General features: G+C 74.8%; 17 protein-coding genes. 4 read left to right on the forward strand and 13 right to left on the reverse strand.

Annotation, left to right across the window (positions count from 1 at the left end):
* Nucleotides 1-48: 48 nt before the first annotated feature.
* The 4 genes from IAG42_RS07820 to IAG42_RS07835 form a co-directional block, all read right to left on the reverse strand.
* Nucleotides 49-1,317: an SAV2148 family HEPN domain-containing protein gene (locus tag IAG42_RS07820; protein ID WP_188336302.1), complete on the reverse strand. Its 1,269-nt coding sequence runs from the start codon at nucleotides 1,315-1,317 to the stop codon at nucleotides 49-51.
* 114 nt (nucleotides 1,318-1,431) lie between these two features.
* A complete protein-coding gene (locus tag IAG42_RS07825) occupies nucleotides 1,432-2,772 on the reverse strand; it encodes a copper amine oxidase (RefSeq protein ID WP_188336303.1) in 1,341 nt (446 codons plus the stop codon).
* Nucleotides 2,773-2,836: 64 nt separating this feature from the next.
* Complete coding sequence (locus IAG42_RS07830) at nucleotides 2,837-3,628, reverse strand: Tat pathway signal sequence domain protein (RefSeq protein ID WP_188336304.1); 792 nt, start codon at nucleotides 3,626-3,628, stop codon at nucleotides 2,837-2,839.
* Between the two features lie 54 nt (nucleotides 3,629-3,682).
* The gene (locus IAG42_RS07835) at nucleotides 3,683-5,071 is read right to left on the reverse strand and encodes an MFS transporter (protein ID WP_188336305.1); all 1,389 of its coding nucleotides are present in this window, start codon (nucleotides 5,069-5,071) and stop codon (nucleotides 3,683-3,685) included.
* A gap of 81 nt (nucleotides 5,072-5,152) precedes the next feature.
* Here IAG42_RS07835 and treY point away from each other — a divergent pair, with 81 nt between their 5' ends.
* A complete protein-coding gene (treY, locus tag IAG42_RS07840; RefSeq protein ID WP_188336306.1) occupies nucleotides 5,153-7,525 on the forward strand; it encodes a malto-oligosyltrehalose synthase in 2,373 nt (790 codons plus the stop codon).
* Nucleotides 7,526-7,528: 3 nt separating this feature from the next.
* Here treY and IAG42_RS38445 read toward each other — a convergent pair whose 3' ends face one another.
* Nucleotides 7,529-9,085 (reverse strand): cytochrome P450, encoded by a 1,557-nt coding sequence (locus tag IAG42_RS38445; RefSeq protein WP_394811196.1) that lies wholly within the window; start codon nucleotides 9,083-9,085, stop codon nucleotides 7,529-7,531.
* A gap of 48 nt (nucleotides 9,086-9,133) precedes the next feature.
* A complete protein-coding gene (locus IAG42_RS37945) occupies nucleotides 9,134-9,274 on the reverse strand; it encodes a hypothetical protein (RefSeq protein WP_223205898.1) in 141 nt (46 codons plus the stop codon).
* Nucleotides 9,275-9,543: 269 nt separating this feature from the next.
* Between IAG42_RS37945 and IAG42_RS07860 the strand changes: the two genes are divergently transcribed.
* Entirely contained in the window at nucleotides 9,544-10,797 is a 1,254-nt protein-coding gene (locus IAG42_RS07860) for a M14 family zinc carboxypeptidase (protein WP_188336307.1), read from the forward strand.
* A 22-nt stretch (nucleotides 10,798-10,819) separates the two neighbouring features.
* Here the strand turns inward: IAG42_RS07860 and IAG42_RS07865 are convergent, their stop codons facing one another.
* Nucleotides 10,820-11,260 carry an SSI family serine proteinase inhibitor gene (locus IAG42_RS07865; protein WP_188336308.1) on the reverse strand — a complete coding sequence of 147 codons (441 nt, stop codon included), beginning with the start codon at nucleotides 11,258-11,260 and terminating at the stop codon, nucleotides 10,820-10,822.
* 128 nt (nucleotides 11,261-11,388) lie between these two features.
* A complete protein-coding gene (locus IAG42_RS07870) occupies nucleotides 11,389-11,940 on the reverse strand; it encodes an FHA domain-containing protein (RefSeq protein WP_188336309.1) in 552 nt (183 codons plus the stop codon).
* A 164-nt stretch (nucleotides 11,941-12,104) separates the two neighbouring features.
* Here IAG42_RS07870 and treZ point away from each other — a divergent pair, with 164 nt between their 5' ends.
* A complete protein-coding gene (gene treZ, locus IAG42_RS07875; protein WP_188336310.1) occupies nucleotides 12,105-13,850 on the forward strand; it encodes a malto-oligosyltrehalose trehalohydrolase in 1,746 nt (581 codons plus the stop codon).
* A 346-nt stretch (nucleotides 13,851-14,196) separates the two neighbouring features.
* On the opposite strand, the gene IAG42_RS07880 is transcribed toward treZ, so the two are convergent.
* Together IAG42_RS07880 and IAG42_RS07885 are read right to left on the reverse strand one after the other, a co-directional pair.
* Nucleotides 14,197-15,093, reverse strand: coding sequence for an aminoglycoside phosphotransferase family protein (locus tag IAG42_RS07880; RefSeq protein ID WP_188336311.1), 897 nt, complete (start codon nucleotides 15,091-15,093; stop codon nucleotides 14,197-14,199).
* A 6-nt stretch (nucleotides 15,094-15,099) separates the two neighbouring features.
* Entirely contained in the window at nucleotides 15,100-16,227 is a 1,128-nt protein-coding gene (locus tag IAG42_RS07885; RefSeq protein ID WP_188341246.1) for an aminopeptidase P family protein, read from the reverse strand.
* A 267-nt stretch (nucleotides 16,228-16,494) separates the two neighbouring features.
* Between IAG42_RS07885 and IAG42_RS07890 the strand changes: the two genes are divergently transcribed.
* Nucleotides 16,495-17,250, forward strand: coding sequence for a metallophosphoesterase (locus tag IAG42_RS07890; protein ID WP_188336312.1), 756 nt, complete (start codon nucleotides 16,495-16,497; stop codon nucleotides 17,248-17,250).
* A 25-nt stretch (nucleotides 17,251-17,275) separates the two neighbouring features.
* Here IAG42_RS07890 and IAG42_RS07895 read toward each other — a convergent pair whose 3' ends face one another.
* From IAG42_RS07895 to cyc2, 3 genes are all read right to left on the reverse strand, one after another.
* A complete protein-coding gene (locus tag IAG42_RS07895) occupies nucleotides 17,276-17,968 on the reverse strand; it encodes a PDZ domain-containing protein (protein WP_188336313.1) in 693 nt (230 codons plus the stop codon).
* A gap of 129 nt (nucleotides 17,969-18,097) precedes the next feature.
* Nucleotides 18,098-20,020, reverse strand: coding sequence for an O-aminophenol oxidase PhsA (phsA, locus tag IAG42_RS07900; protein WP_394811197.1), 1,923 nt, complete (start codon nucleotides 20,018-20,020; stop codon nucleotides 18,098-18,100).
* 90 nt (nucleotides 20,021-20,110) lie between these two features.
* On the reverse strand, nucleotides 20,111-22,345 hold the full coding sequence (gene cyc2 / locus IAG42_RS07905; protein WP_223205899.1) for a germacradienol/geosmin synthase Cyc2: 2,235 nt from the start codon (nucleotides 22,343-22,345) through the stop codon (nucleotides 20,111-20,113).
* Nucleotides 22,346-22,377: the final 32 nt, after the last annotated feature.

Here is a 22,377-nt window from a genome sequence, read left to right on the forward strand (position 1 = left end):
TTCGCACGGGCCACTGACAATCGGCCCGGCACCCCGTTCCCGCGGGATCTACGACACCGGCCGCGCGTCCGCCCAGGCCTGCTCGAATTCGTCGCGGTACGTCACGAAGAGCCCGTTCTCCCCGGTGTCCGGGGACCGGCCCGAGCGGACCACGCGGCCCCCGCCGCGCAGCACGAGCACCGGCGCCTCCATGCCGCGGGCGCGCCGCAGATAGGTCTGCACGACGGCGACCCCGTCCGAGCCGTCCCCGTCGACGAGGTACGCGGTGAAGCGCGGGGTCTCGTCGAAGACCTGGATCTCGAAGGCCCCGGGGTCGCGCAGCCGGGCCCGCACGCGCCGCATGTGCAGGATGTTCATCTCGACGGCGCGGCTCAACTCGCCCCTTTTGAGTCCCAGTTCCCTTTCGCGGCGTTTGACCGCACTGGAGGCCGGGTTGAGGAAGAGCAGCCGGACTCGGCAGCCGGACTCGGCGAGCCGGATCAGGCGGCGGCCGGAGAAGTTCTGCACCAGCAGGTTGAGCCCTATGCCGATGGCGTCGAGGCGGCGGGCCCCGCCGAACAGGTCCTCGGCGGGGAACTGGCGCAGCAGCCGCACCCGGTCCGAGTGGACGGCGACCACGTCCGCGTACCGGTCGCCGACGAGGTCCTCGACGGCGTCCACGGGCAGTCTGCGGGCGGACGGCACGTCCGACCCGGCGCCGAGTATCTCCAGCAGGCGCGCGGAGGCCCGCTCGGCCTGGGCGAGGACGGCCTCGGACAGGGCGCGGTTGCGGGAGACCACGTTGCGCGTGACCTCCAGCTCGTCGAGGGCGAGCTCGACGTCGCGCCGGTCGTCGAAGTACGGCTCGAAGCACGGCCAGTGCTGGACCATCAGCTCCCGCAGCTGCGGAAGGGTCAGGAACGACAGCACGTTGTCGTCCGCCGGGTCGAGGAGGTAGCCCTTGCGGCGGCTGACCTCGCGCACGGCGACCGCCCGCTGCACCCACTCCTGCCCGGCGGGCCCGGCGGCGGCGACCACCCAGTCGTCGCCGTGCACGGGCTCGTAGACGGGCCGCAGGACGGCGGCGACGACGGCGCGCAGCCGCTGCTCCACCAGGTTCAGCCAGATGTAGGCGCGGCCGGCGCGCTGCGCGCGCGTGCGCACCTCGCGCCAGGCCTCGGTGCCCCAGTCCAGTTCGGGTCCGATCTGCGAGCCCACGTCCATGGGCCGGGCCAGCGACACCGCTCCGGGCGGGATGTCCGCGGAGGCCGCCCCCTGGCCGTCCTGGCCCTCGTGACCCTCGTCGCCTGGGGGCAGCTCCAGCCCTCCCGAGCTCACCCGCTCCGCACCGCCTTCCGCCCCCGAGCCGTTTCGCGCCTTCCCCTCGGCAACGATCAAGGAAGGGTACTCCGGGAGCGGGCGGCGGTGCAGCCCGATGCGGGCGTCAGTTTCTCAACTGCCGTTTCCGGGAACCCCGTTCTGCCCCGCCAGGTCGGCGGGCGTGAGCGGATTCATAGCGGTCACGTCCCTGGGGGCCAGCGAGAAGCCCTGCCAGTGGACCGGCATGGGCTGCTGGTCCTCGTCCCGGGCGATGTGGTGGAACCCTATGTTGACCCACGTGATCGGGTGGGTCAGTGTCTCGCCGCCGACCCACTTGTCCACGCTCGTCCCGCCGCAGTGCGCCGAGGGGTTGTCGCTCGCGTACTGCTCGCACTTCTTGTACTCGGTGAAGTACACGTCGTGCTTGGTGAAGGAGCGTCCGGGGAAGCGGCTGGAGCGGCCGGGGACGAACTCGTAGGAGCGGGGGTGCCCGTCCTTGTTCTTGCCGGCCTTGGAGACGACGCGCCACCAGCGCATGTCCTTGACGTCACCGGCGAGTTCCTTGGTGACGGGGGTGCGGGTCGTCTTCGTGGTGGGCGAGCCGGCGCCGTGCGGCGCGGTCACCTTGGAGTCGTACTGCTCGACCTTGGCCTTGGGCGAGCCGTCCAGGCCGAAGTTGAGCCGCCAGAACACGTTGTGGCTGTGGCTCTCCGCGTAGGCGGTGGCGCCCTTGCCGATGGGCCAGCCCTTGCCGTCGGTGCCGTCGTAGTCGTACGGGGAGAGGCTGCCCGTCGCGCCGACGTTGGAGGTGATGGTGCCGTCGGAGGAGAAGCGCCACTCGGTGATGTACTCGTACCAGGACGCCTTGTTGACCGTGTACAGGAGCAGGTCCTTGCCCTGGGCGCTGTAGAGCTTGCCGCTGCCGCCGGTCGACTCGTCGTCGCTGAGCCGGTACGCGTGCCCGCGCGCGCGTGTGGTGGCGCACAGGCCCTTCACGTCGCCGGTGTCGGGGACCTTGACGGTCTTGATGGTGCCGCCGGGGCACTCGGCGGGCCGCAGGTTCTGCAGGGCCTGGCCGAAGTCGGTGCCGGTGATGTCGTCGTACTCGGCCTGGCCGTCGTCGTAGGGGACGTGGACCTGGGCGAGCCGGGCGCTGGTGAGGACCTTGATCGGCGCGGCCTCGCCCTTGGGCTGGTAGCTGACGTCGTCGAGGACGAGTCCGGCCAGCGTGTTGTAGTGCCAGCACATGCGCCAGGTGGTGCCGCCGTCGAGGGTCTGCTCGATGCGGTACGCGGCCGAGCAGGCGGGCGCGTCGGCCGCCGCGGCCCGCTGCGGGGCGGCGGGGGCGGCCTGGGCGCCGGGGCTCGTGGCGAGCCCGCCGAGCAGGGCGGTGACGGCGAGGCCGGTCAGGGCGAACGCGCGGCGTCTGCGCGGCTCGCGGCCGGTGGACGTCCTGGTGGGTGTCTCGGGCATGCGGAAGTGCTCCCTCGTGCAGGAGAAGAAGTCGGAGGTCGAAGGAGGGCCGTGACGGCCCGGCTCAGGAGAGACGGCCGACCGTGCGGTCGCTGAGGTCGACGACGAGGGCGCGCGTGTCGATCCACGGGCCGCTCTTGACCTTGGTGATGACGCGCAGGCAGCGGTGCGTGCCGCACGCGGCGAGGTCCGCCGGCACGTTCGCGACCGTGCCCTTGCGGAAGACCATGCCGCTGAGCTCCAGCTGGTCCGGCCCGGTGAGCTTCTTGCCGGTGGCGTCCTTGTAGTCGGCCCGCAGGCCGGCGCCGAGCCGGTCGCCGATCAACAGCTGGGCCGCCTCGGTCAGTTCGTCCTTGCCGGGCGGCGGCTGCACTCCGTGGTCCGTGCTGGTGTCCTCGACCTTGCCGGTGTCGAGATTGACGGTCTTGGTGACGACCGCGTCGCTCTTGTAGTCGTAGTAGACGACGTCCGCGCGGCGCTGGGCCGCGGCCGTGCCGCTCAGGCGCGGGTCGGTCTCCGTCAGGTTCGTCGACAGGTGCTCCGGGCCCCGGTCGCCCTCGACGTCCAGGGCGTTCCTGCGCAGATTGCCGCCCGCCACCGCGAGCCGCTCCGCCCGGTCGATCTCGGCGTCGGTGAGCGGATCGCGTCCGACGCCCTTCTCCCCCTCCTCCGGCGCGGCCTCGACCGTGCCCTCGGGAGCCACCGCGTCCCGCTCGGCCGCCGCGGCCTTGGCCGCGTCCCCCGCGGCCCCGGCGTCGTCGGGCAGGCTCACGCCCACCGCCACGGCGGCTCCGGCGACCGCGAGGGCCACCCCTGTCACCAGCTTGCCCAGATGGCGTCTTGCTAGCGCGCGCACATCTTCCCCCTGCTTCCCCGGTTCCCCGCCGGGCCGCCCCGGGCGGTCCCGGCCTCACATGGTCGCCCGGTAAGAGGGGTCCAACTCCGGTGTGGTTCCGTCGATTTCGGGGAGATCGTGCGACAACGTCCGTACCCGCAGGGCGACGAGGAAGGCGAGGGCGGCGGCGACGCTGCCCACGGTGAACGCGGCCGCCGGGCCGTACGTCTGGGCGAGGCGTCCGGCGGCGGCGAGGGTGACGGCCTGGCCGCCGACGAAGGCGCTCGCGGCGACCGTCATGCCCTCGGCGAGCCGTGCGCGCGGCACGGCCCGCTCGGTGAGAGCGAACGCGGTGATGAGGTTCGGGGCGAACAGGGCGCCGAACAGCATCACGAAGACGTAGAGGAGCGGCAGGGTGTGGGTCGCGATCAGCGGGAGCGACAGGAGGGCGGCGCCCGCCGTGGCGACGCGCCAGCGCAGCGGCAGGGCGAAACGTACGGGCACGGCGGCCATGGACAGGCCGACGACGGCGCTCATGACGCCCATCGCGGCGTAGACAAGCCCGGCTTGGTCCTCGGCCCCGAGTTCCTGGGTGAGCGCGGTGATCCCGGCGCCGAGTCCGCCGAGCAGGACGCCCAGGAGGACGAGTCCGAGCCGTACGAGGTGCACCTGGCGCGGCATGCGGGGACGTGCGCCGCGCGCGCGTGCGGCTTCGGCGGGGCGGTCGGCGCGGGGGACGGCGGTCGCCGTCGGGTGCAGGGCGAACCAGGTGCCGCAGACCGCGACCAGCAGGGCGGCGGCCCCGAACGCGTAGGCGGGGTGGGCGAGGACGGCGGCGACGCCGATCAGGGCGGGGCCGAGGACGAAGGACACCTCGTCCGCCGTCGACTCCAGGGACAGCACGGCGTCCACCGTCCGCTCCCCGCCGCCCGCGCGGCGCACGAGCGCGACCCCGCGCGCGCGGGCGAGCGGCCCGATGCCGGGGACCGTGGCGCCCGCGAGGACGGCGAGCATTACGAGGAGCGGCGTGGCGAGGTGCTGGAGCGCGCCCAGGGTGTAGGCGGCGATCGCGAGGGCGTTGAGCAGGGAGGCGACGAGGACGACGGGCCGCTGGCCGTGCCGGTCGGCGAGCCGTCCGACGAGCGGGCCGAGGGCGACCTGGCCGAGCGCGAGGGCGCAGGCGACGGTGCCGCCGGTGGCCAGCGAGCCGCTGGTGCGGGTCACCAGGAGGACGCTGCCGAACTGGATCACCGCGACCGGGAGCCGGCCGAGGAAGGACACGAGCGGCAGCAGCCGGCCGGTCGCGGCGAGCACCTGCCGGTACGTGTCGAGGGGACGCCCGGCCTCGGTACCCTCCGGCGGGCGGCTCGGGCCGGACTCCTCGGTGGCGGTCGCCGGGGTGTCTGTGGCGGTGCCGTTCGTCGGGGTGTCGGGGCCGGTCTTCTGGGTGCTGGGGCCGGTCATCGTCCGACGTTAACGACCGCCGTTCGCCCGCACGCATGGGGGAATGACACGAAACGCGCCCGCGCGGGTACGTAGCTTCGCATGACCCCTCAGCGCGCCCAGGTCCCGACCGCCACGTACCGGCTCCAGCTCCAGCCCGCCTTCGGGTTCGCGGCCGCGGCGGAGGCGGTGCCGTGGCTGGCCGGGCTCGGGGTCTCGCATCTGCACCTGTCGCCGGTCCTGGAGGCGGTGCCCGGCTCGACGCACGGCTACGACGTGGTCGACCACGGCCGGGTGCGGGCGGAGCTGGGCGGCGAGGAGGGGCTGCGGGCGCTCGCCGCGCGGGCGCACGAGCACGGGCTCGGCCTGGTGGTGGACATCGTGCCGAACCACATGGCGGCGTCCGTGCGGCACAACCGGCCGCTCATGGAGGTGCTCCGGGAGGGGCCCTCGTCGCCGTACGCGCGCTGGTTCGACGTCGACTGGGCGGCGCAGGGCGGCCGGATCATGCTGCCGGTGCTGGGGACCCCGCTGCGGGACGCGCTGGCGGACCTGTGGGTGGACGGGGACGTGCTGCGCTACCACGAGCACGTGTTCCCGCTGCGGGAGGGCACGCGCGGGCTGCCGCTGCCCCGCCTCCTGGAGGCGCAGTGGTACCGGCTCGCCTGGTGGCGCCTGGCCCGCGCGGAGCTCAACTACCGGCGCTTCTTCACCATCTCGGACCTGATCGCGGTGCGCGTGGAGGACCCGGAGGTGTTCGCGGCGACCCACGCGACGGTGCTGCGCCTGATGGTGGAGGGGGTCGTCGACGGGCTCCGGGTGGACCATCCGGACGGGCTCGCCGATCCGGGCGGCTATCTGCGCCGCCTGTCGGAGGCGGCGTCCGGCCACTGGACGGTCGTGGAGAAGATCCTCGCGGACGGCGAGGAGCTGCCCTCGGCGTGGCCGGTGGCCGGCACGACGGGCTACGACGCGCTGCGGCGGATCGACGGCCTGTTCACGGACCCCGGGGGCGCGGAGGCCCTGGACGGTCACTTCCGGCGCTTCACGGGCGCGCCGGACGACCTCGGCGGGCGCTGGGCGCCGACGGTGCGGCGGGCGGCGCGGCACGTGGTCACGTACGAGCTGGCCGCCGAGGTGGAGCGGCTGGTGCGCGAGGCGGCCGCCCTGTGCGCGGCGGACCCGGCGCTGCGTGATCACGCCGTGTGGGCGCTGCGCACGGCGGTGCGCGAACTCCTCGTCCGCGTCCCCGTCTACCGGCCCTACGCGTCCGGTGGCGACGCCCCCGAGACGGTGCTGACGCCGGCCGACGCGACCGCGGCCAAGGCGGCGTTCACGGTCCCGGAGGAGGCCCGCGCGGTCGACGCCGTACGGGAGTTGGCGCTGGGGCGGCACGGGCGGGACCCGGCGCACACGGCGTTCCGCGACCGGTTCGCGCAGACGGCGGCGGCGCTGCGGGCGAAGTCGGTGGAGGACTCCGCGTTCTACCGGTACACGCCGCTGCTCTCGGCCCTGGAGGTGGGCGGCGAGCCGGCCGCTCCGGCGGTGACCGTGAACCGCTTCCACGCGTACTGCACGCGGATGCTGCGCGCGTGGCCCGACGCGTCGACGGTGCTGTCGACGCACGACACGAAGCGCAGCGCCGACGTGCGGGCCGCCGTGTCGGTGCTCTCGCAGTGCCCGGACCGGTGGGCGGCACTGGTCGACGAGGTCACGGCGCGGACCGCGCACGACGACCCCGCGCGCCCGGGGCCCGGGGCGGCGTGGGCCGCGTGGCAGACGGTGGCGGGGCTGGGTCCCGCCGATCCGGAGCGCGTCCAGGAGGCGATGCTCAAGCACGCGCGCGAGGCGGGTCTGGACACGACCTGGACGGAACAGGACGCGGTGTACGAGGAGGCGCTGCGGGCGTTCGTCGCGGCGGGTCCGTGCGGTCCGCCGGGCGAGGCGGTGCTGCGCCTGATGGCGGAACTGCGGCCCCACGTACGGGCGAACGTGCTGGGCGCGGCCCTCGTCCACCTCACGATGCCGGGCGTCCCCGACCTGTACCAGGGCACCGAGCGGGAGTACCGGGCCCTGGTCGACCCGGACAATCGGGCGCCGGCCACGTTCGGGGACGCGGGCGAGGAGGACGGGGACGGCCTCTCGGCGGAGAAGGAGTCGCTCACCCGGACCGTGCTCGCGCTGCGCCGGGAGCACCCGGAGTGGTTCGGCGGCAAGGGCGCGTACGAGCCGCTGACGGCGCGGGGGCCGGGCGCTGAGCACTGTGTGGGCTTCACGCGGGCGGGCCGGGTGGCCGTGGCGGTCACCCGCCTGCCGCTGCGGCTCGCGGACGCGGGCGGCTGGCAGGACACGGCGCTCCCGCTCCCGGACGGCACCTGGGCCGAACTCCTGGGCCCGGAGCGGAGGTTCTCGGGGCACGCGCGTGCGGCGGAACTGTTCGCGGACCGGCCGGTGGCGCTGCTGGTCCGGGTGTGACGCTCAGCCGAGGTGGACCCGGAGGGAGGACGGGGCCCGGGTGAGGAGGCCCTCGGGGGTGGGGCGGAAGCCCGGGGCCCAGCGCAGGTGCGGGAAGGTGGACAGCAGGGCGTGCAGTCCCGTCCGCGCGGTGAGCCGGGCGAGACGGGCGCCGAGGCAGGCGGGCCCGGGGGCGGCGGGGGTGCGGAACAGGTCGTAGCGGTCGGGGTCGGCGAACCGCGCGGCGTCCCGGCCCGCCGCGCCGGCCAGACAGGCGACGGTGGCCCCCGCCGGTATCGTGCCGCCTTCCGCCGGGACCGGCGCGAGGGCGCGGCGCAGCACGATGTGCGCGGCGGGGTCGCGGCGCAGGGACTCGGTCCAGGCGCCGTCGGCGAGGTCCGGGTCGGCCCGTACGAGGTCCAGTTGGGCGGGGTGGTCGAGGAGGTTCGCCAGGAGCGCGGCCAGGGCCCCGTCGGTCGCCTGGCCGCCCGCGCCGAGCAGCACGGCGACGAGCCCGGTGACGGCGGTGTCGGACAGGGGTCCGTCGTCGTCGGGGGCGGCGCACAGGACCGACAGCAGGTCGGTGCCGGGGTGCGCGCGGCGGCGCACGGCGTGGGGGCGCAGCAGGGTGTGCAGGGCGGCGGTGCCGAGTGCGGTGCGGTGACGCGCGGTGATGTGCGCGGTGGTCTCGTGGGGCAGGCCGAGCGCGGCGACGACCGTGGCCGCGGGCAGCCAGCGGCAGAACTCGGCGACGAGATCGGCCTCCTGACGGCGGGCCAGGCGCCGGGCCAGGACGTGCGCGGTGCGCTCGGCGCCGGCGGCGAGGGCGGCCAGGGCCCGGTCCTGGAGCGCCGGGGAGAGCAGGGCGCGGCGTGCGGCGCGGGGGACGTCCTCGGGGTGACCGGGGGTGAGGCGCGGGTCGTGCCGGTGCCCGTGGGCCGGGCGGGGCCACGCGTACGGGGCACCGGTGGCCGCCGCGGGATCCACGTGCCCCAGGTCGGTCCCGCCGCCGGACGGGCCCCGGCCGGGCCGCTCGTCCGGCGGGGGTGCGTACGGATCACGGTCCTCTGACGGACACGCCGGGAGCGGGCCGCCGCCCATGGGGCCGGCGGCGAGGGACTCGTCGTGCACGCGCGCGTACGGACCCACGCCGCACGGTCCGGGTGAACCGTCGCGCCGAGCGGAGTCGGCGCCCGTGCCTGCGGTACCGAAGGACGCGTCCGGCACGCGCGCGTGGCGGTCACCGGCCCCGCCCGGGGGCGCGTCGGCCGGCGGGAGCGGGCCGCTGCCGGCGTGCCCGGCGCCGAGGGGCTCGTCGTGGCCGCGCGGGTACGGGCCCGCGCCACCCGGCCCGAGAGGCACGAGGCGGGGGTCCGTGAGGGCGGAGGTCACATCGGCATGGCGGCTCAGCAGCCAGGCGCCGAACGGCTCGTCGTACACGAGAGGGTGTGTGTCACGCAGGCGGCGGTACAGGGGGTACGGGTCGCGGGCCACCGCCGGGTCCGTGAGGCTCGGCGGGCGGGGCGCGGTCCGCGCGGGGGCTCCGGGCGCGCTCGCGTCCGGTCCGGTGGGGCACAGCACCGGGTCACCCCCAGGGCCGGGCGCGCACGGGGCGGCGCGCGAATGCCCTCAGCGGACCACCGGGTCCGGCCCGGCGCAGCCCCCGGCGGGCCGTACGGGTGAGCCGGCCCCGTCCCCGTACGGCCACGCGGCGCGCAGCGGGTCCACGAACCGTGCGGCGGCGCCGGTCGGCTCGACGCGGGCGGACACGGCCGGGGGCGGCGCCGGGGCGGGTCGACGGTGAGCACGACGCAGTCCTCGCCGACGGCCCCGGTGCCCCTGTGCGCCGGGGCGGTGCACACGCCGACCCGGCCCACCCCGTCCACGCCCACCCCACCCTGTCAGAGGCCGTGGGCGAGACCTTCCTCACCCTCGCCGGACGCGGACCGCACCAGCGGTGAAGGAAGCGACCGGCCTTCTTGACACCGGCGGCCGGGCGTGGGGTACTGCGGATTGCTGACGCGGGAGCACCAACGGGGGTGAGTCACCTGACGGAGCAGCGGTACCCCAACTCGGCCGAACTGGCCCGGTCGGCAAGGGAGCTGACGGCTCACCGGCCCGACCTCTGCCGCCTGCGGCGGATCGGCACGTCCCGGGCGGGCCGCCCGCTGCACCTGCTGTCCGTCGGGCACGATCCGCGCACCGTGCTGATCGTCGCGGGCGCGCACGCGAACGAGCCGACGGGCGGCGCCACGGCGCTGCACCTCGCCCGGCGCGCCCTGGTGGACAGATCGTTGCGCGAGGACCGGTCCTGGCACTTCCTCCTGTGCGCGGACCCGGACGGTGCGGCCCTGCACCGCACTCCGGCTCCGCGCACACTGCTCGAGTACCACCGGCACTTCTTCCGGCCCGCGGGCGAGGAGCAGCCGGAGTGGTCCCCCTCGGTGCTGCCGCCGGACCGGCTGCCGCCCGAGACGCGGGCACTGACCGGGATCATCGACGAGCTGCGCCCCTACCTCCAGGTGTCGCTGCACGGCACCGAACTCGGCGGCAGCTGGGTGCAGTTGACCCGGGACATCCCCGGTCTCGCCGAGCCGTTCGCGAAGTCGGCGGCGGAGCTGCACATACCGGTGGAGACGGGCGCGTCCGACGCGGCGGGCTGGCCGGCCTCGGGTCCCGGTGTGCACGTGATGCCGGCGCCGGACGCGCGGGCCGCGTTCCCGAGCCTGCCGGACGACGCCCGGCACTCCACCTGGCACCACGCCCACCGCTACGGCGGCTCGACGGCGATCGTCGAGGTGCCGATGTGGGCCAGCGACCTGGTCGACGACCCGGCCCCGCACCCGGCGCCGGAGCACGCGATGCGCCGCCTGTCGCAGCGGCTGAGCCAGGACACCCGGCGGGTGGAGGCGGTGCTCGCGCAGGCGCTGCCGCGGCTGCCCGACACCGGGAGCCCGCTGCTGCGGGCTGCGCGCTGGGCGCTGGCCCTGGTGCCGGGCCTCGCGCGGGACTGGGCGCAGCCCCCGCCGCCGGACGCGACGATGGCGTACGTCGGGAGCATCGACGCGTTCGCGCGGCGGCTTCCGCTGCGGGCCGCCGCGATGCTGCTGCGGGTCCTCGAGGAGGCGGATGACGAGGCGGCGCCCCGGCTCGACGCCCTCGTCACGGACTGGTGCGAGGGGTACGCCGAGCGGTTCGGGGCGCGCTGGGTGCCGCTGGCCCACCAGGTGGAGCACCAGGCGCGGACGACGATCGCGGCGGTGCGGCACGCGCGCGCCGAGGGCGACGTCTGAGCCGCCCCCGGCCGGCCGTGCGTCAGTCGGCGAGGCGGAAGAGGGAACCGGTGGAGGCGTACAGGACGCAGTCGCTGGCGAAGTTGCGGGCGTAGGCGACGCGCCGGCCGTTCCACATGCCGTGCGCGTACGCGGTGAGCGGCTTGTAGACCATCGGGCACATGGCGTCCTCGTCGGCGCGCAGCCGGTCCACGTCACCGGCGGCCTCGGCGAGTTCGGCGCAGGCCCGCTCGGTGTGCGGGTGGTCGCCGCGTTCGGCGGTGCAGTCGAGCAGGGCGCTGCTGGTGGCGCCGGTCGGGCCGTCGCCCTGCATGACGGTGACCCGCACCCAGTTCCCGGTGTCGGTGGGCGGGGCGTCCGGCGGCGCCGCCTGCGCGCCGGCGGCGGTCGTGCCGAGCAGGGCGGCCGCGGCCGCCGCGGCCGCCAGGGCGCGGCGCGCCGTCGTGAGCGTGGCCTTGACCATGGGGTGTCACCGTTCCTCGCGTTCGGGAGTACGCGCGGGCGGGGGCCCGCGGTGCATCCCTGACCGCGCGGGCGGGCGCGCCCCACCGGACACGCGGCCGTGTCCCCCGAACGGGACGGCGTGGCGCATCAGTCGGCGGACAGCCGGAACGACATGTGGCCGAACGCGACCTGGTCCCCGTCCCGGACGACGGCGGCGCCGACGACCCGCCGGCCGTTGACCGACGTGCCGTTCGTGGAGCCGAGGTCGCGCAGCACCCACAGGCCGCCCTGCGAGGTCAGCTCGGCGTGCACCCGGGAGACCGACTCGTGGCTGAGCCGCAGCCGGTTGGCCGGGTCGCGGCCGATGCGCAGCGGGTACGGGTCGCCCTGCCGCGGCAGCATCAGCTTCGGCAGCCGCTCCACGGTCCAGGCCCGGCGCATCCGCACCGTGAACCCGGAGACCGCGCCGACGGCCCCGACCACGGCCCGGGTCCAGCGGCCCTCGGTGCGCAGGTCGGCGGTGAGCGCGTCCAGTTCGTCGGGGCGGCGGGCGGCCAGGGCCAGCTCCATCCGGCGCACGAAGGTGTCGTGGGAGAGCCTCCCGAGCGCGACACCGTCCTTGAGCACCTTCAGCGCACGGTCCCGCTCGGCGTCGGAGAGCCGCGCCGGGTGCGTGTGGTGTTCGAACGATGACGTCACACCGCGATTGTCGGGCAGCGGAGGCCGGAGTGTCCAGAAAACGAGACGGGCCGTGTCCGGACCCGGACGATTCCGCGCCGGGCCCGGGCGAATCCACCCCGTGAGGATCATTCCTGGCGCACGATGGACACCTCGTCACCGTCTGATCGCGAGGAGAACGCTCCGTGCAGTTCGAGGTGTGGGCACCACAGGCCGAGCGGGTCACGCTGCACTGCGAGGGCGCCACGCGCGCGTTGACGCGGGCGGCCGGCAGAGACGGCTGGTGGGCGGGCGAGGCTCAGGCGGCGGACGGCGCGCGGTACGGGTTCGCGCTCGACGACGGCCCGGTGCTGCCCGACCCGCGCTCGCGCCGCCAGCCGGACGGCCCGGACGGGCTGAGCGCGGTGGTCGACCACGACCTCTACGCGTGGCGCACGGACGGGGCCGGTCAGGGGCTGCCCGGTGCCGTCCTGTACGAGCTGCACATCGGCACGTACACGCGGGAGGGCACGCTCGACGCGGCCGCCGCGCACCTGGGCGAGCTGGCCGAACTGGGCGTGACGCACATCGAGCTGATGCCGCTGTGCCCGATGCCGGGGCGGCACGGCTGGGGGTACGACGGGGTCGCCCCGTGGGCGGTGCACGAGCCGTACGGCGGGCCCGAGGCGCTGAAGCGCTTTGTCGACTCGGCGCACGAGCTCGGACTCGGCGTCGTCCTCGACGTGGTGCACAACCACCTGGGCCCGTCGGGGAACCATCTGGGGGCGTTCGGCCCGTACTTCACGGACACCGCGCGGACTCCGTGGGGCGACGCGGTGAACCTGGACGCGCCCGGCTCCGACGAGGTGCGGGACTACTTCGTCGGCAGCGCGCTGGCCTGGCTGCGCGACTACCGGCTCGACGGACTGCGCCTCGACGCGGTGCACGAGCTGCGCGACCGGCGGGCGCTCTCGTTCCTGGAGGAGCTGTCGGCGGCCGTGGACGCGCTCGCCGAGGAGCTCGGCCGGCCGCTGTTCCTGATCGGCGAGTCCGACCTGGCCGACCCGCGGCTCGTCACCCCGTGCGAGGAGGGCGGGCTCGGACTGCACGGGCAGTGGAACGACGACGTCCACCACGCCGTGCACGCCGCCGTCACGGGCGAACGACAGGGCTACTACGAGGACTTCGCGCGGGCTCCGATGGCGGCCCTGGCGAAGACGCTGACGCACGGCTTCTTCCACGACGGCACGTACTCGGCGTTCCGCGGGCGGCACCACGGGCGCCCGGTCGACCGGGCCCGGATGCCCGCGCACCGGCTCGTCGCCGCGACCCAGACCCACGACCAGATCGGCAACCGGGCGCGGGGCGAGCGGCTCTCCGCGCTCGCCGGGCCCGGGCTGCTGGCGTGCGCGGCGGCGCTCGTGCTCACGGGCCCCGCCACGCCGATGCTGTTCATGGGCGAGGAGTGGGCGGCGAGCACGCCCTGGCAGTACTTCACGGACCACACGGACCCGGCGCTCGCGGACGCGGTGCGCAAGGGGCGGCGGCGGGAGTTCGCGGCGCACGGCTGGGCGGAGGCGGACGTTCCCGATCCGCAGGATCCGGCGACGCGGGAGCGGTCGTGTCTGGACCGGTCCGAGCGGCCGGCCGGCGAGCACGCGCGCATGCTCGCCTGGTACCGGGAGCTCATCGCGCTGCGGCGGGAGCGGGCGGATCTGCGGGACCCGGATCTCGCGGCGGTGCGGGTCGCCTTCGACGAGGGGGGCCGGTGGATCGCCTACCGGCGGGGGGACGTGCGGGTGGCGGTGAACCTGTCCGAGGTGCCGGTGTCGATCCCGCTCGGTCGTCCCGTTGCGCGCGTGCTGGCCGCGTGGGAGCGGGTGGAGGGTGCCGGCGCGGAGGGAGTCCTGACGGTGCCGCCTCATTCGTGCGTGATCGCCGAGGCGCCGTAGCTCCGCCCGTTCGTCGCCGGGTGCTGCCCGGTGGGGCTTCTCGCGCCGCGCGGCGGAGCCGCAGATGGACACAGCCCCGCGCCCCTGAAGGCGAGCGGTTTCGCCGCTCAGCCTTCATCGGGGAAATGCGACCCGGAGGGTCTGCATTTCAGGGGCGCCTGGCTGTATCGATCAGCGGCTCCGCCGCGGTGCGCGGCCCAGCAGGCCCCTGGGGCGCACGAAGTGTGCCTTCAGGGGCGCGGGGCCGTGTCCCTGAGCGGCTCCGCCGCGCGGCGCGACCAGCCCCCACCGGCCGGTGGTCGAGGTCCGGCCGAGGGGCCACGGCGAGTGGGCGGGAAACCCCGGGTCACTCCGAGACCAGCTCCAGGAGGATGGGCTCCCAGGCCCGTTCGACCCCGCGGCCCCAACGCCCCGTCTCCACCCCCGCGTCCAGCCCCACCAGCGCGTCACAGCGCCCGAGCCACAGTCCCCGCAGGCAGATCCGCGCCCCGCACCCGGCGAGGGTCGCCGCCCTCACCGCGGCCCGCGCTCCCACGGAGACGACCAGCCCGGCGATGTCCTCGGCCACGTCGCCGATCACCGCGTCACCCCACCCGAGGACCCCGCGCACGTGCCCGTCCGCGGACACCCGCAAGCGCTCCTCCGTGAGCCCGTGGTGGATGAGCGCCGCGCCGGACTGCGGGCCGAGCTGGGCCACGGCCCGCGCCGTGAACTGCCGCAGCCGCGCCGCGTCGAACTCCCCCTGTTCGTCGAGCCGTTGGGCCGCCGCCCCGGCCTCCCGGCGCACGTTCTCCAGGGACCGCGGCGCGACCGTGGGCACGCCCAGCGGCACGGCCCGTTCGACGGGGACCGCGCGCAGCCCCGTGAGCAGTCCGGCGAGGTCCTCCTCGCCGAGCGCGGTGACGTCCTGGATCCGGGCCGGCTCGCCCGGGACCCGCGTCTCGACGACGCAGACGAGCCCGGGCGCCCACTCCCCCGCCGCGACACCGGCCGGCAGCGCGAGCGGCAGGTGCGGGCGGACGAGGTCGCGCAGCCGCACCTCGCGCCGCAACCACTGTCCGGCCCGCGCGTCGAGGGCGAACCGCAGCACGTGCCGGTCCCCGGCCCACCAGGAGATCACCCCCGCGCCACCGGCGCCGGGCGCTTCGACAGGGCGTACCTCGGCGGTGGCGCCACGGTCCGGGAGCAGGCTCTTGAGGACGCGGCGCACCGTCTCGTCGGTGGGGTGCGGGGTCGGCGGCACGGCGGATCAGTCCACGATCGCCATGTCCCGCGCGGTGGCGTTGAGGCGCCGGCCGCCGTCCGGGGTGACGGTGACGATGTCCTCGATGCGCACACCGAAGCGGCCCGGCAGGTAGATGCCGGGTTCGACGGAGAAGCACATGCCGGGCACGAGCTCCTGCTCCTCGCCCTCGATCATGTACGGGGGTTCGTGCGTGGTGACGCCGATGCCGTGGCCGGTGCGGTGGATGAAGTACTCGCCGTACCCGGCGTCGGTGATGACCTTGCGGGCGACGCGGTCGACGTCCTGGCAGGCGATGCCGGGCCGGACGGCCTCGCAGGCGGCGCTCTGCGCGGCGCGCACGATGTCGTGGACCTCACGCTCCTCGGCGGTGGGCTCGCCGACGTGGACGGTGCGGCTGGTGTCGGAGCCGTAGCCGTGCTTGAGGCCGCCGAAGTCGAGGACGACCATGTCGCCGCGCTCGATGACGCGCTCGCCCGCCTCGTGGTGCGGGTTGGCGCCGTTGGGACCGGAGCCGACGACCGTGAAGTCGACCTGTGAGTGCCCGAACCGCTTGAGCAGGTCGGACAGTTCACGCGCGATGTCGTTCTCCTTGCGCCCCGCGAAGGCGACCTTCTTGATCTCCTCGTACGTCGCGTCGGCGGCGGCGCCGGCCGCCGCGAGCCGCTCCAGCTCGGCGGCGTCCTTGACGGCGCGCAGCATCGGCAGGGCCTCGGTGAGGGACACGTAGGAGCTGTCGGGCAGCGTCTTCTGCAGCCCGAGCAGGTGCATGGCCCAGGCGTTGTCGCTGACGCCGAAGCGGCCCGCGCCGTCCAGCAGCGGGGCCGTCACCTCGTAGGGGTCCTTGCCGTCGGTCCAGTCCCGCAGGGTCATCGCGGCGGCGCCTGCGGACCGGGCGGCGTCGGGCGCCTCCAGGGTCGGCACGACGAGCGTGGGCTCCTGGCCCGCGGACAGGACCAGCAGGGTGAGCCGCTCGGTCTCTGCGGTCACGTGGTATCCGGTGAGCCAGACCAGGTCGGGGCCGGGTGCGACGAGCACTCCGGCGAGCCCGGCGTCGGCGGCCGACTGCGCGGCACGGTCCATCCGGGCCTTGTAGTCGGCGGCGGTGAAGGGCGCGGGTGTGCCGGTCGTCATGTCCGGTGCCTCCATACGGTGAGCGGTGTCCATCGCGAGATCGTCGCGGAGCGGAACGATACGTCCACGGGCAGCATCCTGCCCGCCCTCGCAGGACCGCGCGAGCCGGTTCCCGCGCACACGGCCCCACCTCCACCCTCGTTAACGCTTGGCCATTGCCCAACCATTAACACTAATGCTTGAATCAGCTCGACCCATTAGAACCATGCCGGAACGGGACGCGTCGGCGCGTGCCGGACCCTGTCAGCCCGTGGAGGACCTCCCGCCATGCTCGTACTCGCCCAGATCAGCGATCTGCACCTCGACGGCACGCCGCGCGCGAGCGAACGGGCCCGCCGGGTGACGGAGCGTCTGCGGGCCCTGCCGGGACCGGTCGACGCCCTCCTGGTCACCGGCGACATCGCCGACCACGGCGCCGAGTCCGAGTACGAGGAGGCGGCCGCGCTGCTCGGGCTGCGCGGCGGACCGGCGCTGCCCTTCCCCGTCCTGACCTGCCCCGGCAACCACGACGTGCGCTCCGCCTACCGCAAGGCCCTGCTGGGCGAGCCCCCGGCGGACGGCCCCGTGAACCGGGCGCACCGGATCGGCGGTGCCGCGCTCCTGATGTGCGACTCCAGCGTGCCGGGCGCCGACGAGGGCGACCTCGACGAGACGACGTACGCATGGATCGAGGCGGAGCTGGACGCCCTGGACGGGGGCACCCCGGTGCTGCTCGCCTTCCACCACCCGCCGGTCGCCCTGCACCACCCGCTCCCGGACCGCTACCCGCTGGGCCGCCCGGGCCGGCTCGCCCGGCTCCTGGAGCGGCGCCCGGAGATCGTCGCGCTGATCACCGGCCACGCCCACAGCCCGGCGGCGACCTCCTTCGCGGGCCGGCCGCTGCTCGTGGGCCCCGGAGTCACCTGGACCCTGCGCCTGCCCTGGGAGGGCGAGCAGATCGCGGACCGGGACGCCCTGGTGGGCCTCGCCTTCCACGTCCTGGACGACACGCACCGCCTGACGACCCATTTCCGCACCGTCTGAACCCGGCGCCCCCTGCCGGGAGGCCTCAGGTGACGACGCCCGGCACGACCGTCAGGTCCTGCCGCCCGCCGTCGCCGTGACGGACCTTCACCCGCAGTTCGCGGCCCGGCCGGGCCTCCGCGACGCGGGCGGCGAGGTCGCTCGCCGAGCCGATCTCGTCCGCCCCCAGCCGCAGCAGCACGTCCCCGCGCACGAGCCCGGCCGTGTAGCCGGGCCCCGGCACGTGCACCGCCACGACCAGCGCCCCGGGCCCGCCGGGTGCGTCGACCACCTCCAGGCCGAGGCCGGCGCGCGCCGGCGCCCGGTCCGGGCCCGGCGCCGCCGACCGCGCGGGCGACGCGGCGGCTCCGGCCGAACCGGCCGGTCCGGACTGCCGCGCGGACGCCGGTCCCGACGCCCCCGGGGCCCCAGGCGTCCCGGCCGTCCCGCCCGTGCCCGGGGGCGCCGCCTGCTGTGCCTCCCGCATCTCGGCCATCCTGCTCAGCGCGATGACACCGGTCCCGACGGTGCCGAGGCCGATCCCGGCGAGCACCAGGACCACGGCGCAGCACAGCCCCGTCAGCCAGGTGACGAGCCGCCGGCCGCGCCGCCGCGCCGCGTGCGGCCGCCGCCTGGGCCGCGGCTCCCGATCCGTACCACTGGTGTCTTCGCGGCCACCGGAGCCTCCCGCCGGACCGGACCCCGGCAGGGACTTGGGACGCAACGCGGTCTGTTCCATAGCTCGCTCGCCTCCGTAGCTCGCCCGTCCCCCGGCCGGAGCTCTACCCTCCGGGCGGGCGCGCCACGTTCCTCGAACGAGTGAGCATGCCGGGCCGTGATCGAGCACGGCCCGGCACGACCGCCCCGGCTATCCCCCGTGGCCCGCGTGACCTTCCTCGTGACCTCCTCCGTGGTCTCCGCCGTGCCCGGCGCCGTGGTCGAACTTCAGCGCCTCCTTCGGCATCACGACGAACGGCCGCATCATCCCCATGTCCTCGTGCTCCAGCAGGTGGCAGTGGTACATGAACCGCCCGTACGCCCCGTCGAAGCGCCCCATGACACGCAGCATCTGCCCGGGCAGCGCGCGGAAGACGTCCTTGTGGCCCTGCTCGTTCGGCGGGACCGGGACCGCGCCGCCGGGCTCGGGACGGACCGGCTTCGCGGTGCCGCCCGTCGTGGCGTCGAAGCCGGTGACGTCGTACACGTCGCGGCCGAGGATCTGGAAGTCGGCGAGATGGATGTGCATGGGGTGCACGACCGGCGGGTTCACCGCGAGGTTCAGGAAGCTCCACTGCTCGTGGGAGCCCTCGGCGAGGGTGAAGCCGAGCCCGTCGTTGAACGTCCGCGCGGTGCGCCGGTAGGTCTTCACCGCCCCCTCGGCGTCGGCGACCTGGATGATGCCCTCGGCGGGCAGGCTCAGCCCCTCGGGCTCCTCGATCTCGGTCATCTCCCAGATCTCGGGGTGACCGCCGCCGCCCTTCGTGGCCGGAGGGGTCAGCACGATCAGCCGGTGCCCGTGCTCGATGTCGTGCGTCAGCCGCCGGAAGGACCCCGACAGCACGTCGGGCAGGGTGAACGGGTCCGGCGCGCACGAGGTCCCCACGCGGAACTCGAGCACGTGCGGGTACGGCACGTCGCCCGCCGGATCGGGCACGCCCGGCGCCGCGCCCGGCCCCTTGTTGACGAGGCGGACGCGGCGGCCGGCGAGCGCCCCGAAGTCGATCAGCAGGTCCATCCGCTCGGCCGGCGCGATCGTGAGCACCGGCAGCGCCCCCTCGAAGTCGACCGGCACCGGGCGCGGCAGCAGGCCGCCGTCGCTGCCGATCTGCTTCAGGACCCCGGGCACCGCCTGCCCGTCCTCGTCGACGAGGACGAGGTCGAAGATGCGCGCGTTCGACGCGTTGACGAGACGGAAGCGGTACCAGGCCGGGTCCACCTCGGCGTACGGCCAGATCCGGCCGTTGACCGTCGTGTACGGGCCGGTGAACGGGATGGAGACCGGCTTGCCCGTCTCCGGGTTCGCCGCCTGGACGACGGCCGTCTTGTGCAGCAGCCGCCCGTTGAGCGCCCCGTCCTCGTCCGTGTCCAGGTTCCGGTCGGCGAGCAGGAGCGGTATCTCACGGTCCCCGGAGGGCAGCCCGAGGGCGTCCTCCTCGTCGTCCCGGATCAGGTAGGTGCCGTACAGGCCCGTCTGCACGTTCCACCGCGTGATGTTCATGGCATGGTCGTGGTACCACCACTGCACCGCCTGGTGGTCGTTCGGGTACTCGGCGAGCTGGGCGTCACCGAAGCCCACCGCGTTGTCCGCCCAGCCGTCGTTGCCGCCGCCCGTCTGGGCGCCGTGCAGATGGGTCACGGACCAGGCGGGCAGCGCGGCCACGTCCTCGTTCGGCGGCACGCCCTCGCGGCCCGGACGGGTGGTCGGGCTCGGTGCGGCGATGGGCACCTCCACCGCCGTGACCGGGTACGCGCCGCCCTTCGGAATGCGGTTCGTCCACGCGATGCGCACGCGCTGTCCGCGCCGCACCTCGATGGTCGGGCCCGGCACCGTGCCCTCGTACCCCCACATGAGGGTCGGCGGGAGCTGCGGGTGCAGCCGCTGCCAGGTGGGGCGCAGGGCGATCTCGGTCTCCCTGCGCACGTCCCCGGCGGCGGGCCGCAGCACCGGCGGCACGGTCAACGGCGCGACGTACGGCGCCAGTTCCGCTCCCCCGGTCCCCGCCCCGGACGCCGGGTCGGACGCCGGGTCGGACGCGGTGCCGGTCTGTGTGTGCTCGATGATGTCGGTCAAGGCAAGAACACCCCCGTGTGTTCTTCTCGATTCCCCCGTTGTACGGCCGGTCAGTGGCCGTGAGCCGCGCCGTGCGGCGCTCTCACCTCCCTAGACGACACGAGTTCCGGCGAAGTTCCCTGAACCACCCATTCCGGACGCGAAGTTCCGGAAACCGCCGGGCGGCGGCGCGGGGATCCGGTCGGGCACGAAGCCGTGGGCCCGGCCGGCGAGGTAGCCGGCCCGGTAACGGTCCACCTCGGCGTGCCAGTTGAGGATGCCGGACGTCCAGTTCCGCAGGTCCTGGACGTATCCCTCCATCACCGCGCGCGCTTCCCGGGACAGCCGGAAGTCGTCGTAGAGGACGGGGAACTCGTGCGCGGCGATGTGCTCGAACTGCCGCATCCGCTGGGTCATCAGGTCGTTCACGATCGCGAGCGCCCGCGGGTAGTCGATGCCGAAGAAGTTCTGCACGACCAGGATCGCGTTGTGGATCTCCCCCTCGTACTCGATCTCCTTCTGGTACGAGAACACGTCGTTGAGCAGGCAGGCGTAGTCGACCGCCGCGTTCTCCAGGGCGCGCACGGGTCCGCTGCGGTACACCTGGGGCGGGACGGCGGGGCCGTGGCCCATGCGGCACAGGTTCATCGTGAGGTCGGAGCCGAAGGTGGCGCGGCGCATCTCCAGGTAGTCGACCGGGTCGGGGACCCGGTTCTGGATCTGGTTGGCGAGCTCCCACACCCAGCTCTCCGTCATCACGTCGACGGACGCCTTCACGGTGCGCTTCTGGTCGGGCGTCATGGCCGCGGTGGTACGCCGCCACAGGTCGATCAGGCCGCGCTCCACGGCGTTGACCGGCACCACCGCAGGCTCGTGACTCTCGACGGGCATGCAGGCGGACAGCCGGGCCGTGCACGCCTTGGCGGCGGCCAGGTCGCGCCGGTGCCCGAAGACCAGCGGGTAGTAGTCGTCGCCGTACGTGCCCCAGGCCAGCCACTGGGCGTTGAGGTCGAGGGCCTCGGCGTCGCTGTCGGGGGCGATGCCCGCCGCGCACAGCGCGAGGTCGCAGGAGGCCAGCTTGTCCTCGTCCCAGACGCCCTCGGACAGGATGCCCGTGCGGTGCGCCCAGGGCACGAGCCGGGCGCGGGCGCCGTCCAGCTCCGGGTTGAGCCGCAGTGCGAACGGCATGTAGATGTCCGGGATCCGGGACGGCCCCACCTTCTGGTACGGCACGTGCGTGTAGGCGCGCAGTCGCTGCGCGCCCAGGTCCTTGAGGAGCCCGACCACGTCGGTGGTCCCGGAGCCGAGGCCGGCCGGCCCGAACAGGGGCGCGGTGGCGGGCGGCGCCTCCTTGTTCATGTAGCGGCTGGACTTCATGTGCCAGGCGTGGCCTCCGGACTGCCAGTCCGTCAGTCCCTGCGTGTAGGCGGCGACGGCGGCGACCTCGTCCGGGGTGAGTCCGTGCTCGGCGGCGAGGCCGGGCACCTCGGTGAGCGCGGTGTGCTCGAACTGGTGCAGGCGCGAGGTCAGTACGTCGTTGACGGCCTCGGCCGCCTCCTGGGTGGTGCAGCCGAAGAAGGTCTCCAGGACGAGGACGCCGTTGCTGAGCTCCCCCTCGTCGCGCACCTCGCGCTCGTAGGAGAAGAGGTCGTTGCGCAGGTGGACGGCGTCGGAGAACGTCTCCATGAGGACGCGCAGGGGCCGGGAGCGGGCGACGGCGGCGGGGACCTCGGCGGTCGCGTACTCGACGAGTCCGGCCGACCAGGGGGCGCCGCCCACCTTGCGGCGCATCTCGATGTACTCGACGGGGTTGGCGATCCGCCCCTCGTTGATGTTGGACAGTTCCCACATCGACTCGTTGAGCAGGTGCTCGGTCGACTCGGCGAAGCGGCGGCGCCACTCCAGGGACATGGCGGGCACGGTGCGCCGCCACAGGTCGATCAGACCGGCCTCGACCGGGTTCTCCGGCTCGGGCACGGCCGTAGCGAGGTCCATCGGCATGAAGAGCGGCAGCCGCTCCAGGTGGTGCTTGCCGGCCTCCCGGTCGTTGGTGCGCTTGTACATGTCCAGGAAGTGGTCGTCGAAGAAGAAGACCCACACGTACCAGTCGGTGATCAGCGACAGCGCGGGGCCGTCGCAGTCGGGGTGCGTGTGCGCGCACAGCAGCCCGTAGTCGTGCGCGTCGAGGTCGCTCTGCTCCCAGACGCCGCTTCCTTCCAGCATGCCCATCTCGCGCGCCCACGCGGTGGAGTGGGCGCGCGCCTCGTCGAGGTGGGGGTTGAGCCGCGCGCGGTACGGCATGTAGAAGCGCGGCAGGTGGAACGGCTGCGAGGACGGCTCAGTCATGTGCGCGGCCCTACCCGGGGCCCGTTCCACCC

The organism is Streptomyces xanthii, assembly GCF_014621695.1.
GTDB lineage: Bacteria > Actinomycetota > Actinomycetes > Streptomycetales > Streptomycetaceae > Streptomyces > Streptomyces xanthii.